At 62.7% G+C, this 16,729-nt stretch carries 15 protein-coding genes and 1 pseudogene; 11 read left to right on the forward strand and 5 right to left on the reverse strand.

The features are described 5' to 3' along the window. Positions 1-58: 58 nt before the first annotated feature. The 4 genes from AB4074_RS15840 to AB4074_RS15855 are packed head-to-tail and all read left to right on the forward strand — an operon-like array spanning position 59 to position 5,521. Complete coding sequence (locus AB4074_RS15840; RefSeq protein WP_441414252.1) at positions 59-1,990, forward strand: primary-amine oxidase; 1,932 nt, start codon at positions 59-61, stop codon at positions 1,988-1,990. Then, on the forward strand, positions 1,987-3,501 hold the full coding sequence (locus tag AB4074_RS15845; protein WP_441414236.1) for an APC family permease: 1,515 nt from the start codon (positions 1,987-1,989) through the stop codon (positions 3,499-3,501). Before AB4074_RS15840 ends, AB4074_RS15845 begins: the two co-directional genes overlap by 4 nt. A 17-nt stretch (positions 3,502-3,518) precedes the next feature. Then, a complete protein-coding gene (locus AB4074_RS15850; protein WP_441414237.1) occupies positions 3,519-4,058 on the forward strand; it encodes a hypothetical protein in 540 nt (179 codons plus the stop codon). Between the two features lie 53 nt (positions 4,059-4,111). Next, positions 4,112-5,521 (forward strand): aldehyde dehydrogenase family protein, encoded by a 1,410-nt coding sequence (locus tag AB4074_RS15855; RefSeq protein WP_441414238.1) that lies wholly within the window; start codon positions 4,112-4,114, stop codon positions 5,519-5,521. Positions 5,522-5,581: 60 nt separating this feature from the next. On the opposite strand, the gene AB4074_RS15860 is transcribed toward AB4074_RS15855, so the two are convergent. Then, positions 5,582-6,763, reverse strand: coding sequence for a low temperature requirement protein A (locus AB4074_RS15860; protein WP_441414239.1), 1,182 nt, complete (start codon positions 6,761-6,763; stop codon positions 5,582-5,584). Between the two features lie 173 nt (positions 6,764-6,936). On the opposite strand from AB4074_RS15860, the gene AB4074_RS15865 reads away from it, so the two are divergent. From AB4074_RS15865 to AB4074_RS15895, 7 genes are all read left to right on the forward strand, one after another. Next, positions 6,937-7,161, forward strand: coding sequence for a hypothetical protein (locus tag AB4074_RS15865; protein ID WP_441414240.1), 225 nt, complete (start codon positions 6,937-6,939; stop codon positions 7,159-7,161). A gap of 82 nt (positions 7,162-7,243) precedes the next feature. Then, positions 7,244-8,275, forward strand: a complete 1,032-nt coding sequence (locus AB4074_RS15870; protein ID WP_441414241.1) for a LacI family DNA-binding transcriptional regulator — start codon at positions 7,244-7,246, stop codon at positions 8,273-8,275. A gap of 201 nt (positions 8,276-8,476) precedes the next feature. Beyond that, entirely contained in the window at positions 8,477-9,829 is a 1,353-nt protein-coding gene (locus tag AB4074_RS15875; RefSeq protein WP_441414242.1) for an ABC transporter substrate-binding protein, read from the forward strand. Between the two features lie 79 nt (positions 9,830-9,908). Continuing rightward, positions 9,909-10,895, forward strand: a complete 987-nt coding sequence (locus AB4074_RS15880; RefSeq protein WP_441414243.1) for a carbohydrate ABC transporter permease — start codon at positions 9,909-9,911, stop codon at positions 10,893-10,895. Beyond that, entirely contained in the window at positions 10,892-11,791 is a 900-nt protein-coding gene (locus AB4074_RS15885) for a carbohydrate ABC transporter permease (RefSeq protein ID WP_441414244.1), read from the forward strand. The genes AB4074_RS15880 and AB4074_RS15885 overlap by 4 nt, the downstream gene beginning before the upstream one ends. Positions 11,792-11,841: 50 nt before the next feature. Next, positions 11,842-13,353, forward strand: a complete 1,512-nt coding sequence (arfA, locus tag AB4074_RS15890; protein ID WP_441414245.1) for an arabinosylfuranosidase ArfA — start codon at positions 11,842-11,844, stop codon at positions 13,351-13,353. 123 nt (positions 13,354-13,476) lie between these two features. Continuing rightward, complete coding sequence (locus tag AB4074_RS15895) at positions 13,477-13,671, forward strand: hypothetical protein (protein ID WP_441414246.1); 195 nt, start codon at positions 13,477-13,479, stop codon at positions 13,669-13,671. Between the two features lie 9 nt (positions 13,672-13,680). On the opposite strand, the gene AB4074_RS15900 is transcribed toward AB4074_RS15895, so the two are convergent. The 4 genes and pseudogenes from AB4074_RS15900 to AB4074_RS15915 form a co-directional block, all read right to left on the reverse strand. Further along, entirely contained in the window at positions 13,681-14,067 is a 387-nt protein-coding gene (locus AB4074_RS15900) for a hypothetical protein (RefSeq protein WP_441414247.1), read from the reverse strand. Positions 14,068-14,254: 187 nt separating this feature from the next. Then, positions 14,255-15,775, reverse strand: coding sequence for an L-arabinose isomerase (araA, locus tag AB4074_RS15905; RefSeq protein WP_441414248.1), 1,521 nt, complete (start codon positions 15,773-15,775; stop codon positions 14,255-14,257). A 52-nt stretch (positions 15,776-15,827) separates the two neighbouring features. Continuing rightward, entirely contained in the window at positions 15,828-16,520 is a 693-nt protein-coding gene (locus AB4074_RS15910; RefSeq protein WP_441414249.1) for an L-ribulose-5-phosphate 4-epimerase, read from the reverse strand. Continuing rightward, positions 16,517-16,729, reverse strand: a pseudogene (locus AB4074_RS15915) (ribulokinase); the annotation flags it as partial. The gene AB4074_RS15910 and the pseudogene AB4074_RS15915, both read right to left, overlap by 4 nt.

Raw genomic sequence — 16,729 nt, forward strand, 5'->3', positions numbered from 1 at the left:
AAACCGCCACTCACAAAGGCCTTCCATGAGCACAACTTCCTCTCCAGAAATCGCCGAAATGGCTGCGTTTGCCGGACCGTCTCCGTTTGCCTTGACCAGTGCCGAAGACATCACGGCCGTCAGGGGCATTTTGGCCGACGCCGGGCTCTTCGACGAATCCATCCGGATCGCCTACCTTGGCCTGCTCGACCCACCTCGCGATTCAGGAGCGCGCGGATCGGGGACTCCGGACCGCAGGTTCAGGGCGTTCCTGCATAACGTTTCATCCGGTGCCGCACAGGACGTCGTGGTCTCTGTGACACACCAGGAAGTCGTCTCCACGGTCGAACTCGACACCTCGGTAACGGGCGAGCTTCCTGTCATCGAAGAAGAATTCGAGGTGGTTGAAGAGATCCTCGCCCAGGACGAGCGATGGCTCAAGGCCTTGGCTGACCGGAATCTCGATGTCAGCAGTGTCAGGGTCGCTCCCCTGTCAGCCGGGGTCTTTGAGTACCGGGAAGAGAAAGGCCGCCGGATCCTGCGCGGCTTGGCTTTCGTCCAGGAGTTCCCCGGCGACAGCGCCTGGGCCCACCCTGTGGACGGGCTGGTCGCCTACGTCGACGTCGTGAGCAAGACCGTCGACCAAGTCCTGGATTTCGGGCCGGTCCCGGTTCCGGAAGAACACGGCAACTTTACGGACCCTGAGCTGACCGGGCCGATGCGCACCACCCAGAAACCGATCCACATCACCCAGCCGGAAGGTCCGAGCTTCACCGTCCACAATGGAAACCACGTCGAGTGGGAGAAGTGGAGCCTGGACATCGGATTCGATGTCCGGGAAGGCGTAGTCCTCCACAATGTCGCGTTCGACGACGTCGATCGCCGTCGCAGCATCCTCAAGCGCGCCTCGATCGCCGAAATGGTGGTCCCGTACGGCGATCCCTCCCCCGTGCGCTCCTGGCAGAACTACTTCGATACCGGCGAATACCTCGTGGGCCAATACGCCAACTCGCTCGAGCTCGGCTGCGATTGCCTTGGCGAAATCACCTACCTCAGCCCGGTAGTGAGCGACTCGTTCGGCCGGCCACGGGAAATCGGCAACGGCATTTGCATGCACGAAGAGGATTGGAGCATCCTCGCCAAGCACAGCGACCTCTGGAGCGGCGTGAACTACACCCGCCGGAACCGCAGGCTCGTCATCAGCTTCTTCACCACCATCGGCAACTACGACTACGGCTTCTACTGGTACCTCTACCTCGACGGCACCATCGAGTTCGAAGCCAAGGCCACCGGCGTCGTCTTCACAAGCGCCCACCCCGGAAAAGGCTACCCGTACGCCTCGGAGCTCGCCCCAGGCCTGGGTGCTCCCTTCCACCAGCACCTTTTCAGTGCCCGCCTGGACTTCGCCATCGACGGCCTGAGCAACAGGGTCGAGGAAGAGGACGCCGTCCGTGTACCCATGGGAGAAGGAAACGAGCGCGGCAACGCCTTCGCGCGCCGTCGGACTGTCCTCAAGAGCGAATCGGAGGCTGTCCGCGAGTCCGACATGGCGGCCGGACGGGCCTGGATCATCTCCAATCCCGAATCACTCAATCGCCTGGGCGACCCCGTGGGGTACAAGCTCCATGGACAAGGGCATCCCATGCTCCTGGCCGACCCCCAATCATCCATCGCCCAGCGTGCAGCATTCGCTACGAAGGATCTGTGGGTGACGCGCTACGACGAAAATGAGCGCTACCCCAGCGGCGACTTCGTCAACCAGCATTCTGGAGGAGCCGGATTGCCGTCCTACATTGCCCGCAACAGGGACATCGACGGTCAAGACATCGTCGTGTGGCACACCTTCGGGCTGACCCACTTCCCCCGCCCGGAGGACTGGCCGATCATGCCCGTCGACACCGTGGGATTCAAACTGCGGCCCGAAGGCTTCTTCGATCGGAGCCCCGTCCTCGACGTCCCCGCATCGAAGCCCGCTGAAGGCGGCCACTGCCACATGGAGGCCAAGAAATGAGTTTAACAACCGGAAAAGAGACCACTGAGGTGGGCCACCCGCATCACCATCGACGCCGTCTCGGCGTCCCGGCGGTGACTTTCATGATCATCGCCGCGTCGGCTCCGCTCACCGTCCTCGCCGGCGGGGTCACGACGACGTTTGCCGTCACCGGGGTCACCGGCGTGCCGTTGTCCTTCCTGCTGCTCGGCGGAACCCTCGCCGTGTTCGCCGTCGGCTACGCGGCGATGAGCCGGTACGTGGTCAACGCCGGTGCCTTCTATTCCTACGTAGCGCAGGGCATTTCGCGGCCGGTTGGCGTCGGGGTTTCCATGGTTGCCCTGATGGCCTACAACCTGATGCAAGTCGGCATCTACGGGCTCTTCGGCTTCACTGTCTCGAGCTTGATCAATGAACGCTTCGGCGTCACTGTCCCCTGGTGGATTCCGGTACTGGTGTGCATCGCCGTCGTCGCATTCCTCGGAGTGAACCGGGTGGATCTGTCGGCGAAGGTCCTCGGGGTGCTCGTCGGCCTGGAGTTCCTCGTGGTGATCGTCTACGACGTCGTGTCCTTTGCGGTGGCGCCCGAGGGAGTCAGCGGAGCACCGCTCAGCCCGCAGAGCCTCTTTGTACCGGGCGTCGGGGCGGTCCTCTCCTTCGGCATCGCGGCATTCATGGGATTCGAATCGGCCGCGATCTACGGCGAGGAAAGCAAGGACCCCAAGCACACCGTTGCCCGGGCCACCTACACGGCCGTCGCCATCATCGCGCTCTTCTACGCTGTTTCCTCCTGGGCCATGGCGGTCGGAACCGGACCGTCAGCCGTGGTGGACGCCTCCGCGAAACAAGGACCGGACCTGATGTTCGGCTTCCTCAGTGACCATGCCGGCGTCCTTCTCGCCGACGTGGCCCGCCTGCTCTTCGTCACGAGCCTCTTTGCGGCCCTCGTCAGCTTCCACAACGCCGCAGCGCGCTACTTCTTCTCCTTGGGCCGGGAACAAGTCCTTCCCCGAAAGCTGGGTGCAGTCCGGCGGCACAGCGGCGCCCCCTACGCCGGGTCGATCGCCCAGACGGTGATCGCCGTCGTGGTCACGGTGGCATTCGCCATCGCGGGGACCGGATCGCCGCTGGGTGATCTCTACCCTGTCCTGACCATGTTCACGTGGCTGACGAACGACGGCGCGATGGGACTTGTCCTCTTGATGACCGTTGTTTCGCTGGCCGTCATTGGATTCTTCCGCAAGAACAAGCATGACGCTGGAATCTGGACCCGAGTGATCGCCCCTGCCCTGGGGTTCGTGCTCTTGGCCGTGATTTTCGTTCTGATCGTGGTCAACTTCAACGTCCTGCTGGGCCAAAACGAGACCAATGCCCTGACATTCATCCTGCCGGCGACGATCATCGTGCCCGGATTGGTGGGGGTCGCCTGGGCATTCCGCCTCCGCCGGAACAACCCCGCCGTGTATCGGCGGATCGGACATGGCGAAGAGGGGCCGGCAGCCATCCACCTCGGCAACGAAGAAGACTTGTAGCGCCGGACTGATGATCGATGAACAACATACACACAATCCTTTCGATGGTCATGCTGGCCTGCTGCGCCTTGGGGATCTGGAGCCCGATGCGCGAAGGCCTGGTCAGGAACCTCAGCCAATGGGGACCGATGGCACTCATGCTGGTGGCGATGGCGGATACGACCGTCGGCCCGGGCATTGTTCCGGGCGTAGTGTGGGGCCTGCTGCTGCTTCTCACTTCGCCTCTTCCGCTGATGCTTCTGCCCAAGGATCGCCGCGGCGGCATGGAAATACACCGTTCCTTGTCCATGGTGGCCATGTTCGCCCTTCTCGTCACCACCCTTCCCTCTGCCGCCTCATCGAGTTCAGTACACCCAACACATGGGCATTCAGGACTTGGTGGAGCGAACCCGGCCTTGGCAGTTGCCCTCGCGGCAGCGGTCATCGCCTACTCGATCGTCCTGGCGACCCGGACGCTTCGACGAACTGGGCGCGGACACCGTCGTCACGCATCTGCATCGCTTGAGGCCATCTCTTCAGCGGGCGCCTTGGGCGCAATGATCCTGATGGCCGTCTGACCCCTAGCACGTTGTCCTTCGAAACCAATACCAACTCAGAGTGGAGTAAACCCTTGGAAAGCTACGACGCCCTTCTGGCTTCAATCACCCCGACCACCGGCGAAACCCGGACCATCCTCGACCCTGCCACCGGCACCGCCGTCGGCGAGGCTCCCGTTCACACCGTTGAGGACCTGGAGCGCGCCATCGCCGCAGCCCAGGCGGCCCAGCCCGCGTGGGCTGCGCTGGGACACGACGCCCGGTCCGCCGCGCTCATGAGGGCCGCCGACGCCGTCGAACGCTCCGCCGAAGAACTCGCCCACCTGCTCTCCCGCGAACAAGGCAAACCGCTCAACGGCCCGAACGCCCGCTTCGAAGTCGGTGCCTGCGCCGCCTGGCTCCGCGCAACCGCAGGCACCCCGCTGGACCCGGAAACCGTGGTGGACGACGGCGAAACCCGCGCCGAACTGCACTACCGGCCCATCGGCGTCGTCGGCGCGATCGGACCCTGGAACTGGCCCATGATGATCACGATCTGGCAGATCGCCCCCGCCCTGCGCATGGGCAACGCCGTCGTCGTCAAACCCTCCGAATACACACCCCTGTCCGTGCTCGCCCTGGCAGCCGTGATCAACGAAGAGCTTCCCGAGGGCCTCCTCACCGTGGTCTCCGGCGGCCGCGACGTCGGCGCCCGGCTCGCGGAACACCCCTCCGTCGGCAAGGTCATGTTCACAGGCTCCACCGCCACCGGCAAAGCGATCATCCGCTCCAGCGCGGACACCATCAAACGCCTCACCCTCGAACTCGGCGGGAACGACGCCGGCATCGTCCTGCCCGACGCCGACCCCAAAGCCATCGCCGAAGGCCTCTTCTGGGGCGCCTTCATCAACACCGGCCAGACCTGCGCCGCGCTCAAACGCCTCTACGTCCACGACTCCCTCTATGAGGCGGTGTGCACCGAACTCGCCGCCGTTGCCGCCGCCATGCCCATGGGCAACGGGTTGGACGAGGCGAACGTGCTGGGACCGCTACAGAACCGGCAGCAATACGACATCGTCGCGAAACTCGTGGACGCCGCCCGCGACTCCGGCGCCCGCATCCTGATCGGCGGCAACCCCGACGACGGCGGGCCCGGCAACTTCTACCCCACCACCCTCGTGGCCGACGTCGACAACGACACCCCCCTCGTTGCCGAGGAACAGTTCGGCCCGGCCCTGCCCATCATCCGCTACAGCACCGTTGAGGAGGCCATCGCCAAGGCGAACGCTCTCGACGTCGGACTCGGCGCCTCCGTCTGGTCCGCAGACCTGGACGCCGCCCGCGAGGTCGCGGCACGCCTTGAGGCCGGCACGGTTTGGATCAACAAGCACGGCAACGTCGACCCCCGCATCCCCTTCGGCGGCGCCAAGCAATCCGGCTACGGCCTCGAATTCGGCGTCGAAGGCCTCAAAGCCCTCGGCGTGCCGCAGATCATCAACGGCTAGCGCTGACCCCAACTAACTCGCAGTTGTTGTCGTTTTGAGGCCCCAGAACGACAACAACTGTCAGCCAGTTGGGGTTTTGCGGCGTCGCCTTCGAATCTCGACGTAGGCCGTGACAAGGAGCAGGACAATCACCGCAAGGGCCAAGACGATGGCGCCGGGAACCACAGCGCTGATCGGTACGAGCAAGAGAGCGATCACCACAGTGGGAACCGCCCATGGCAGCACTGCGCGTAGAGGCTGACCGTAGCGAAGCGACACGATCGCGTTGCACGCATAGAAGAGGGCCAGGCCTCCGCCGAGCGAAATCCCGGAACCGAACGGCAAGTGCTCGTAGGGTGCTGGAATGGCTGTCGCGATCGCCCCGGCGATCGCAGTCACTCCCAGCACCAGGAGAAACGGCATGAACAAGGTGGTCTGAAGGATCCCGGCGAAATCGGACCGGGCCTGCAGCCGCTCAAGCCCCGCGGTGATGGTCCCGGTGCCGTATTGGAAGAACGCCCAGCCGAGGAAGGCAACAACGAGGAATCCGAGCGCGCCGACAAGTCCCGCGCCCGGGCCCCAATCATCGGACACCTCTGTGACGATCGTGAAGATGGACTCGCCGAGGACAATGATGACGAACAAGCCAAGCCGCTCAGATGCGTGCGCGATGTTGATGCCACCGATGCCCCGGTCGGGCCAAAGGCGGGCACCAACCGCCACCATGCCAACCTCGACGACGATCGCGGCAGCCCACAGAATGACAGCGGTCTGGAGAGGCAAGAAGGCAGAGATGAGCCAGAGGAAAGCCGTGCCGCCGTTGTAGATCCAGATCCGCCACGGAGTCTCTGACGAATTTTCGCGGTGTTGGTACAGCCACAAGATCAGCAGGACAACGCGAATGGCGGCATTGGCCAACGAAAAGGCCCAGGCCCGTTCGCCAAAGGCCCCGGGCGCGGCCGCGGCCATGACGCTCGCCGCTGCCATGGCCGCGAGCATCGCGATGCCCAGCGCCCGGGACGACAAACCAGGCAGGAGGTTGACGACGGACACAATGTTCACCCAGGCCCACCACGCCGGAAAGAAAAGCAGGACGTATGTGCCGAATTCGGCCCATCCAGGATCGCCGTGGATCCCGCGGGCAAGCTGCCCGACGAAGGCCACGAAGACGAGGTCGAAGAACAACTCCATCCAGTGCACGCGGCCAGGGTCACGGGCCACCTCGTGTGTCAGCGCGCCAGAAGCCGACGACTTATCCATCATTGATCCATGCTATTGGCTGGCGAAGCGCTAGTGGCTCCTGGCGCCGAAGAGAGGCTGTTCATACAGGTACCCGGAATGCACTTGACAAGGCCTGAGATAGTAGCATTTGTAATGCATGAATACCCTTGCAATGGGCGTCCTGCGGACAGGGAAGTTGGGGACAAGTATAGGCAATGGATTCGGAACCGTTACAGCCAGAGGTAAACCCGCGATTCAGCAACACCCGGAAACAGAATACCGAGCTTGCCATCCAGCAACTCCGGGACGGTGGGTTCACCACCATTCAGATAGATGAATTCGTCGAGACGTTGCGCCGCATGGAGGCAGACGAGTCGATCCTCGCGCCCCTGACAAATGCCTTGTTCGCCATGAACGCCTCAGTTCAGTGGCTGATGTAGCGACGATTCTCCCCACCCATTCTTTCCAACGATGTAATCTGCTTGTAAAGCCGAAGCTGACTTGCGCGCGGAAGAAGGAAAAGTGGCAGTTACCATGCGGGATGTGGCCCAGGCGGCCGATGTGTCAATCAAGACGGTGTCGAACGTCATCAATGACCATCCGAACATCAAATCCGAGACGCGCGAGCGGGTATTGCTGGCCATCGAGAAACTTGGCTATCAGCCCAATCTCTCTGCCCGTGGGTTGCGGTCCGGCCGCACGGACGTTATCAGCCTCATCATCCCGGATTTGAAGAACGCATACTTTGCCGAGCTTGCCGACGCCGTGATGACGGCCGCCTCAAAGCGCGGGAAGGTCGTGATCATCGAACAAAGCGGAGGCTCACGGACACGCGAGCTGGAGATCCTCCATGGCCCCCGGATGCGAATGGTCGATGGCGTCTTGTACAGCGTGCTTGGCCTGGGCCAGGAGGACGTGGGCCTCATTGATATTCCGACGCCCATGGTCCTCCTGGGCGAGCGGATTTTTCATGGCCCCACGGACCACGTGACCATGCAAAACGTTGAGGCTTCGCAAGCAGCTACGGAACACCTCCTGCAGCGGGGACGAACGAAACTACTCGCCTTTGGCGCCCATCGAAATGAAGTCATCGGCTCAGCCGGGCTCCGCCTGGAAGGTTACCGCCGCGCCTTGCAGAACGCGGGACTGGATTACCGGGACGAACTGGCTATCGATGTCCAGTCGTGGCACCGGTCCGACGGCGCCCAAGCCATGCGGCAGGTCTTGGAGTCCGGGCTCGAGTTCGATGGCGTCGTGGCATTCAACGACTCCATCGCCCTGGGTGCCATGCGTGTCATTCAGGACGCCGGACTGAGAATCCCCGAGGATGTCGCGATCATCGGTTTCGACGACATCGACGAGACCCGGTATTCGTTACCGACGTTGTCGACCATAGATCCAGGCCGGCGGGAGATCGCCGAGACCGCCGTCGCGATGCTCCTGGAACGGATCGACGGCGCGGCCGAAGCAACGCCCGCCCGCGAGTTTGAAGCGGATTTCAAGGTCATCAGCCGGGAGTCCACTGCGATTAAGTCCGCCGAAGACTCCGCCTAATTTCTTCTTGACATGTAAGTCGGGTCACATCATCATGGATTTACAACGATTACTTACATCGATGTAAAAGCTTGGGAATCTCCTCTCGCCCCAACTTCCGAGTCCGTCCGGGCCCCACCAGCATCCATTGGCTGGAGGACGGCCTACCCTCACTGCTCTACCTCCGACGACGACGTCCATGCACGACCGAAGGGAAACTACGTGAACAAGAAAGCAATCGCAGCAGCAGTATCAGCCGCTGCCTTGGCCGCCACAATGGCAGGGTGCAGTGGCGGCGCGGATGCCGCAAGTGCGGGCTCCAACACCACCAATTGCACCAACAAGATCGTCCATGCCGACGCTCCGAAGGTCTCCGTGTGGGCGTGGTACCCGAACATGGCCACGGTCGTGGACAACTTCAACAACTCCCACACCGATGTCCAGGTCTGCTGGACCGTGGCCGGCCAAGGCGGCCCGGAGTATGCGAAGTTCCAAACCGCTATCCAGGCCGGCAAGGGAGCCCCTGACGTGATCATGCTCGAGGCCGACCAGCTGACGGGTTTTGAATTGCAGAACGCGCTTGTCGACCTGAGCAAGTACGGCGCCGGAGACGTCAAGAAGAACTTCAGCGCCGGCTCCTGGAAGGACGTCTCGCAAGGCGATTCGGTCTACGCGATTCCGGTCGACGGCGGGCCCATGGGCATGATCTACCGCAAGGATGTGCTGGACAAGTACGGCATCAAGCCGCCGACGACCTGGGCGGAGTACGAAACGGCCGCGCAAAAGGTCAAGGACGCCGGCGGCCCTGCATTCGGAGATCTTGGCAGCAATGTTCCTGCCGCCCTGACCGCCCTCATGGCCCAAAAGGGCGCCGTTCCCTTCACTTATGACCTGGCGGACCAGAAGAACATCTCCATTCACCTCGACAGCCAGCCGGCCAAGGACGTGCTGAACTACTGGGCCGCGCTCGTGAAGAAGGGTCTGGTGGCCACCCAGGACCAGTTCACCACCGACTACATCTCAGGAATGATCGGCGGCAAGTACGCCACGTACATCTCCGCGGCTTGGGCTCCCGGCTACCTCACCGGATCCGGAGTGGGTAAGGGCAACGAGAAGGGAACATTCGCCGCTGCGCCGCTCCCCCAATGGGATCCAAGCAACCCCGTCTCCGTGAACTGGGGAGGATCCACCTTGGCCGTCACCTCGCAGGCGGGTGACCAGAAGCTCGCCGCCGAAGTCGCCAAGGGCCTCTACGCCGACGACGCCTCCCTCACGGATGGCTGGAAGACCCAGACAATCTTCCCTCTCAACCAAAATGTGCTGAAGTCGGATGCGTTCACCAACAACGCGGTCGATTTCTTTGGCGGGCAGACTGCAAACAAGGACATCTACATCCCGGCCGAAAATGCCTACAAGGGATTCAGTTACAGCCCGTTCAGTGTCTACTACTACGCACAACTGCAGGCCGAGACGGTCAAGATCAACGCCGGCAAAGTCAGCGGGGACGAAGCAGCCACCGAACTGCAAGGCATCATGGTGAACTACGCAAAGAGCCAAGGGTTCACGGTCAACTGACAACTCCTCCCGTTCCGCCCGGCCCCGCGGCCGGGCGGAACGGGACGAAATCGATCGATAGAAAGTTGCAGGACAGCTCATGGCAGTTCACGGGTCAACGGTGACGTCGTTGCCGCATACTTCCGCACCGGACACGGTGAATCCCCCGCCCACACCCGAACGCAGAAACCGCTCCCGCAGCGACAAGATGAATGCACGGCGGGCCCGGACGGGGTGGCTCTTCATCGCACCGTTCGGCGTGGTTTTCGTAGCGTTCCTTCTGGCTCCGCTTGCTTACGCCCTCTACCTCAGCTTGTTCACCAAGGGCCTGGCGACAGGTACCCGGTTTAGCGGTTTGGAGAACTACTTCCACGCTTTCTCGGATCCGCAGTTCCTCAAGGGCATCTGGTTCGTGGTCCGATTCTCCTTGGTCCTCATCCCTGTCCAAATGGCCGTCTCCCTGGCGGCCGCGCTCGTGCTCGACCACCTCACCACCCGGCTCGCCAGGTTCTCCCGGCTGATGATCTTCCTGCCGTACGCAGTGCCCGCCGTCATCGGCGCCCTGATGTGGGGGTTTCTCTACAGTCCGACATTCGGCCCGCTTGAGCAGCTGTTCTCCTTATTCCACGCGTCGGCGCCCTTCCTGCTCAGCCAGGACAACGTCTTCTATGGCCTGCTCAACGTTGTGACGTGGCAATGGGCCGGCTATTACATGATCATCATTTACGCGGCATTGCAGGGAATTGATCCGACGCTCTACGAGGCCGCCAAGATTGATGGCGCCTCCGAAAGGCAAGTTGCTTTTCGCATCAAAATACCCCTCGTTGCTTCGGCACTGGTGCTCATTCTTATCTTTGCGCTGATCGGGACGCTGCAGTTCTTCTCCGAGCCGCAAATCCTCGGGCCGGTAGCGAACGGCAGCATCACCCCGGATTTCACCCCGAACATCTACGCGTTCAACTTGGCCTTCGGATATGCCCAGTTCAACTACGCCTCGGCCATCTCCTTCTCCCTTGGCATCGTCGTCTTCATCGCGGTGTATATCTTCATGTTCGCGACCCGCAAGAAAGGGAGCAATCTCTCATGAGCGCACTAACAACACATCTCCCGGCTACAACCCGGTTGTCGCGGCCCCGTCGCCGCAACGTTGTGGCTCATGTCTTTCTGGGCGTCCTGGTCGTGTATTTCCTGGCTCCCATTTGGTGGCTGTTCGTTGCCAGCACGAAGGATGCACAAGGGCTTTTTGCCGGCTCTTCCGGCGCTATGTGGTTCGACAAGAATTTCAACCTGATCGCAAACATCCAGGAGCTTTTTGCCTACAACGGCGGGGAGTATGTGCAGTGGCTCGGTAATTCGCTGCTCTACGCTATCAGCGGCGGCTTGGGAGCGACGGCAATCTCGGTCCTGGCCGGATACGGCTTCGCCAAGTACAAGTTCCGGGGCCGGAACCTTACGTTCGCGTTGCTGCTCGGTGCCGTGATGGTCCCCTTGACGGCGCTGGTCATCCCGACATTCATCCTGATGTCCAACCTCAAGCTGACGGACACCGTGTGGGCGGTCATCCTGCCGTCCCTGCTAAGCCCCTTCGGCGTCTACTTGATGCGGGTTTACACCGCAGAAGCGGTTCCAGACGAGTTGCTCGACGCGGCCAGGGTGGACGGAGCCGGTGAACTGCGCACCTTTTTCCAAGTCTCCTTGCCCTTGCTTCGGCCAGCGCTCGTGACAGTCCTGCTGCTTTCCGTCGTCGGGACCTGGAACAACTACTTCCTGCCCTTGGCCATGTTGTCCACGGAGAGGCTCTATCCACTCACGGTGGGCATAAGCCTCTGGGAACAGCTGGCGTCGTCCAACAACGGGGGTGGCCACTCGCTCTGGAGCCTGATTGTGGTCGGTTCGTTCATTTCCATCATTCCCCTCGTGGTGGCATTCCTCACCCTGCAGAAGTACTGGCAGGGCGGCCTGTCTCTCGGCAGCCTCAAATAGGCATTCAAAGCACCCCTTCTCTTCCCGCTACCTCTCACTGAAAGCAGACAATGGTTTCCGCACGCCTTACGATCGACCCACAATTCGCAGTGGGCACTGTCAATCCCCGCCTTTTCGGTTCGTTTGTTGAACATCTTGGACGCTGCGTCTACGACGGCATCTACGAACCCGGTCACCCCAGCGCCGACGCAGACGGTTTCCGCACTGATGTAATCGAGCTCGTCAAGGAACTCGGTGTCTCCACCATCCGCTACCCGGGCGGCAACTTCGTCTCCGGATTCCGCTGGGAGGACAGTGTCGGACCCAAGGAACAGCGCCCCCGCCGCCTCGACCTCGCTTGGCACTCCACCGAAACCAACGAGATCGGCATGCACGAGTTCAACACATGGCTGGAGAAGGTGGACAGCGAACTCATGCTGGCCGTCAACCTCGGCACCCGCGGCACGCTGGAAGCTTTGGACCTGTTGGAGTACTCCAACATCCGCTCCGGGACGGAGCTGTCGGACCGCCGGGCCGCTCATGGCCGGGCGGAGCCTTTCAGCGTCAAAATGTGGTGCCTCGGCAATGAAATGGACGGTCCATGGCAGTTGGGCCATCGCTCCGCTGAGGACTACGGCAAAATCGCATCGCAAACCGCGAAAGCAATGCGCCAGCTGGATCCTTCAGTTGAACTCGTGGTCTGTGGCTCATCCAGCGCCCACATGCCCACCTTCGGAGAATGGGAGCGCGTAGTACTCACCCACTCCTACGAGGACGTCGACTACATCTCCTGCCACGCCTACTACGAGGAAAAGAACGGCGACCTGGACTCGTTCCTTGCCTCCGCTACCGATATGGACCATTTCATTGAATCCGTTGTTGCGACGGCGGACCACGTCAAGGCGGTCAACGGGAGTACGAAAACCATCAACATTTCCTTCGACGAATGGAACGTGTGGTATCTCGAACGGTTCCATAAGGTCGACAAAATCGAAGGGCTCGACAACTGGCCCAAGGCGCCGCGGCTGCTCGAGGACATGTACTCCGTGGCCGACGCCGTCGTCTTCGGCAACCTGCTGATCTCATTGCTCAAGCACGCCGACCGTGTCACCTCCGCCTCCCTCGCGCAGCTGGTCAACGTGATCGCTCCCATCATGACCGAACCCGGGGGGCCGGCGTGGAAGCAGACCACCTTCTTCCCGTTCGCGTTGACCTCCAAACTGGCCAAGGGAGTCGCCCTGGATGTGAGGCTTGAAGCGGACACGTACAGTACGGACGCCTACGGCACCGTCCCGCTCATCGACGCCGTCGCGACCTACGACGCGGACTCAGCAACAACCGCCGTCTTCCTGGTCAATCGATCGCGGACTGAAGAAGCAACGGTCACCATCGACCTGACGGCGCTTGACGGCGTCATCGTCGTGGATGCCCAGACGCTTTCAGACGCGGACGTATACGCCAAGAACACGCTCGAGGACCAGGACCGCGTGGGCTTGCAGCCGAACAAGAGCGCCGTGGTGCGGAACGGCGTCGTCGAAATCATCCTGCCTCCCGTCTCCTGGACGGCGTTGAACCTCGGCTGACTTTGCTGGATCGGTCAAGTGCCAAGCGACATCCCGGTCCGAAGACCGGGATGTCGCGCCTATTTTGCAGCACCGCGGATTTAACCTCTTTTGGAGACAGCCGCCCGGTGGGACGATTTTGATATGAGCGAAAACGACGACCAAAAGCTCGTGTCCGAGGCTGCCGGCCATAGCCTTCCCAGGGAAAAGGGCACTTTCGTGGAGGAATACCAACACCCGACCACGCACCAGATGCGCATCGTCGGTCAGCGGCGGACCGAGGCGGAAGCCAAGCTGGAGCGGCAACAGCGCAAGGCTCGGGAGAAGTTCCACGAATAAAGGACCCGCTTAGGCGGCCGGAGCCGAGTCGCGGTCTTCGCCGGGTGCCCGCCCGGCGACTGGTAGCTTCCGACGCTCTGCGGGCCAAGTCTTGAGCCGAGGCCAGCCACCCAATCGCGCGTCCAACGCAGCGAGCGGGAGCACGCTGTGGACAATGTAGTCGCACGCCGCCGGGCCTATCATCACCAGATCCTCGCATAGTTCTCCGCGGTGTCCGGGAGCGATGCCGGCCGCCCGAAGGCTGGCCCTAAACGCCCTGGCTCTCACGGGTTCCGAAGCCGTAAGTCCGCACCAGCTGATGTACAGACCATACAGTTCTTCGAAGCTGAGGCCGTCCTCTCCGGAATTCCGGGAGACGCACTCATTGAGGAAATTATCCAGCAGTACTTTCGTCATCGTTGCCCCCTGTGCCTTGGCAGCTCACCGGCTGCGTTTCCATAGCTACAGCTAACAATGTGATCCAAAACACGGAACCTACCTGAATACACAGAAACTTAAGCGCGTCAGTTGCCCTTGTCAACTAGATACTCAGGCGTGAAGGCGCGGCGATGATCCCCGCAGACCAGCCGGAATTCCTCGCCGTTCACAGCCCGCCGGCGAGCTTGTAGTAGGCGGCGTTCCAGGCCAGTTCCTTCTTGAACTGCCGGATGGTGGTGCCGTCGTCGATGGTGAGCAGTTCGGTCCGGGCGATTTCGGCGAAGTCTTCGAACACGTCCATGCCCACCTGGGTGGAGAGCACGGTGTGGTGCGCGGCGCCTGCGGTGAGCCACGCGGCGGCGGAGGTCGCGAAGTCAGGCTTGGGCGACCAGAGCGCCCGGGCGACCGGGAGGTTGGGCAGCGGTTCGTCGAGGTCGACGACGTCGACGGCGTTCGCCACGAGGCGGAAACGGTCGCGCATGTCCGAGAGCGCGACGACGACGCCGGGCCCGGCGTCGGTGTCGAAGACCATGCGGACGGGGTCTTCCTTGCCGCCGATGCCCAGCGGGTGGATCTCCACCCGCGGCGTGGCCGCGGTCAGGGAGGGGCAGACCTCGAGCATGTGCGCGCCGAGGATCTTCTCCTGCCCCGGGGTCAAGTGGTAGGTGTAGTCCTCCATGAGGGAGGCGCCGCCGGGCAGTCCGGCGCCCATGACTTTGGCGGCCCGGACCAGGATCGCGGTCTTCCAGTCGCCCTCGGCGCCGAAGCCGTAGCCGTCGGCCATGAGCCGCTGCACGGCCATTCCGGGGAGCTGGCGCAGCGCGCCCAGGTCCTCGAACGACGTCGTGAACGCGGCCGAGCCGTTGCCCTCCAGGAAGGACCGTAGACCCAGTTCGATCCGGGCGCTGTAGCGCAGCGACTCGTGCCGGGCACCGCCGGCGCGCAGCTCCGGCGCCACCTCGTAGAGCCGTTCGTACTCGGCGACGAGGGCGTCGACGTCGGACTCCGGCGCGCCGTGCACGGCGTCGCCGAGTTCGTTCACGGACCAGGTGTTGACCGAGACGCCGAAGCGCAGCTCGGCTTCGGTCTTGTCCCCTTCGGTGACGGCGACGTTGCGCATGTTGTCACCGAAACGCGTCAGCTTCAGAGACCTGACGGCCGCCCAGCCTGCGGAAGCACGCTGCCAGGCACCCACCTGGCGCGTGACTTCCGGGTTGGAGACGTGCCCGACGACGGTCTTGCGCGGCACGCCGAGGCGGGACTGGATGTACCCGAATTCCCGGTCACCGTGGGCCGCCTGGTTCAGGTTCATGAAATCGAAGTCGATGTCCGCCCACGGCAGGGCCACGTTCGCCTGCGTGTGCAGGTGCAGGAGGGGCTTGCGGAGCAGATCCAGTCCCTGGATCCACATCTTGGCCGGGCTGAAGGTGTGCATCCAGGCGGTCACCCCGATCACGGCGTCGTCCGAGTTCGCCTCGAGCGCGGTGCGCCGGATCGCTTCCGCATCCGTCAGCACGGGCTTCCAGACCAGCTTCACCGGAACAGCGGAGGACGCGTTCAGGGCGGCGGCGATTTCCTGGGACTGCGCGGCCACCTGTTTCAGGACGTCCTCGCCGTACAGGTGCTGGCTGCCGGTAAGGAACCAGACTTCGTAGTGTTCGAGGGACGTGTTGTGGGCATGAGGCATGGGGTTTCTCCTTGAAAAGTTCGTGGGTTGGAAGGTCTAGCGGCGGGCGGCGTCAGCGGCCGTAGGCGTTCTGGTACCGGTCGTAGAGGGACTCGATCTGGCCCGCGTCGATGGGCACGGGTTCGCCGAGCTGCCGGGAAATATGGACCGTGCGGGCCACTTCCTCGCACATGACGGCGGCCTTGACGGCGGAGCGGGCGTCCTTGCCGATGGTGAACGGGCCGTGGTTCTGCATCAGGACCGCCGGCGAATGGGAGGCCCTGAGTGTTTCCACGATGCCGCGGCCGATCGAGTCGTCCCCGATCAGCGCGAACGGGCCCACCGGGATAGTGCCGCCGAATTCGTCGCCCATCATGGTCAGCACGCACGGGATCGGCTCACCGCGCGCGGCCCAAGCTGTCGCGTAGGTGGAGTGCGTATGCACCACGCCCCCGACGTCGGGCATGTTCCGGTACACGTAGGCGTGCGCGGCAGTGTCCGACGACGGCGACAGGTCCGGGTTGCCCCACTCACCGTCGCGATCGCCCGCCACAGCCACCCCCTGGAGATCGGTGACCACCATGGACTCCGGGGTCAGCTGCTCATAGGAAACCCCGGACGGTTTGATCACCATCAGGTCATGGCCGGGTACGCGGGCAGAGACATTGCCCGCGGTCCACACGACGAGTTCGTATCGTGTCAGTTCGGCGTGCAGGGCGCACACCTCGGCCCGGATCCTGGCAATGGTGTCCAGCAGGGCGCTCATGCGTTGCTTCCTTCCAGAACGGGATCCATTTGCGCGGTTTGGTGTGCCGAGCGTTGGATCTTCTTGAGCCGGTGCATGACCTCGTTGCTTCCCCTGCCGAAGTAGTCGTGCAGTGTCCGGTACTCGCGGAACAGCTCTTCGTAGGCGGCGACGTTTTCCGGGATCGGCGTGTAGGCGGCCCCGGGTTCGGATCCCATGGCGGCCGCGGC

This window comes from Arthrobacter sp. 2MCAF14, assembly GCF_052115645.1.
Taxonomy (GTDB): domain Bacteria; phylum Actinomycetota; class Actinomycetes; order Actinomycetales; family Micrococcaceae; genus Arthrobacter.

Bases quoted from the DNA above. Each gene is read 5' to 3' on its own strand.
- AB4074_RS15840 (WP_441414252.1), top strand. From the start codon at position 59: ATGGCTGCGTTTGCCGGACCGTCTCCGTTTGCCTTGACCAGTGCCGAA.
- AB4074_RS15845 (WP_441414236.1), top strand. From the start codon at position 1,987: ATGAGTTTAACAACCGGAAAAGAGACCACTGAGGTGGGCCACCCGCAT.
- AB4074_RS15850 (WP_441414237.1), top strand. From the start codon at position 3,519: ATGAACAACATACACACAATCCTTTCGATGGTCATGCTGGCCTGCTGC.
- AB4074_RS15860 (WP_441414239.1), bottom strand. From the start codon at position 6,763: ATGATGGATAAGTCGTCGGCTTCTGGCGCGCTGACACACGAGGTGGCC.
- AB4074_RS15865 (WP_441414240.1), top strand. From the start codon at position 6,937: ATGGATTCGGAACCGTTACAGCCAGAGGTAAACCCGCGATTCAGCAAC.
- AB4074_RS15880 (WP_441414243.1), top strand. From the start codon at position 9,909: ATGGCAGTTCACGGGTCAACGGTGACGTCGTTGCCGCATACTTCCGCA.
- AB4074_RS15885 (WP_441414244.1), top strand. From the start codon at position 10,892: ATGAGCGCACTAACAACACATCTCCCGGCTACAACCCGGTTGTCGCGG.
- arfA (WP_441414245.1), top strand. From the start codon at position 11,842: ATGGTTTCCGCACGCCTTACGATCGACCCACAATTCGCAGTGGGCACT.
- AB4074_RS15895 (WP_441414246.1), top strand. From the start codon at position 13,477: ATGAGCGAAAACGACGACCAAAAGCTCGTGTCCGAGGCTGCCGGCCAT.
- AB4074_RS15900 (WP_441414247.1), bottom strand. From the start codon at position 14,067: ATGACGAAAGTACTGCTGGATAATTTCCTCAATGAGTGCGTCTCCCGG.
- araA (WP_441414248.1), bottom strand. From the start codon at position 15,775: ATGCCTCATGCCCACAACACGTCCCTCGAACACTACGAAGTCTGGTTC.
- AB4074_RS15910 (WP_441414249.1), bottom strand. From the start codon at position 16,520: ATGAGCGCCCTGCTGGACACCATTGCCAGGATCCGGGCCGAGGTGTGC.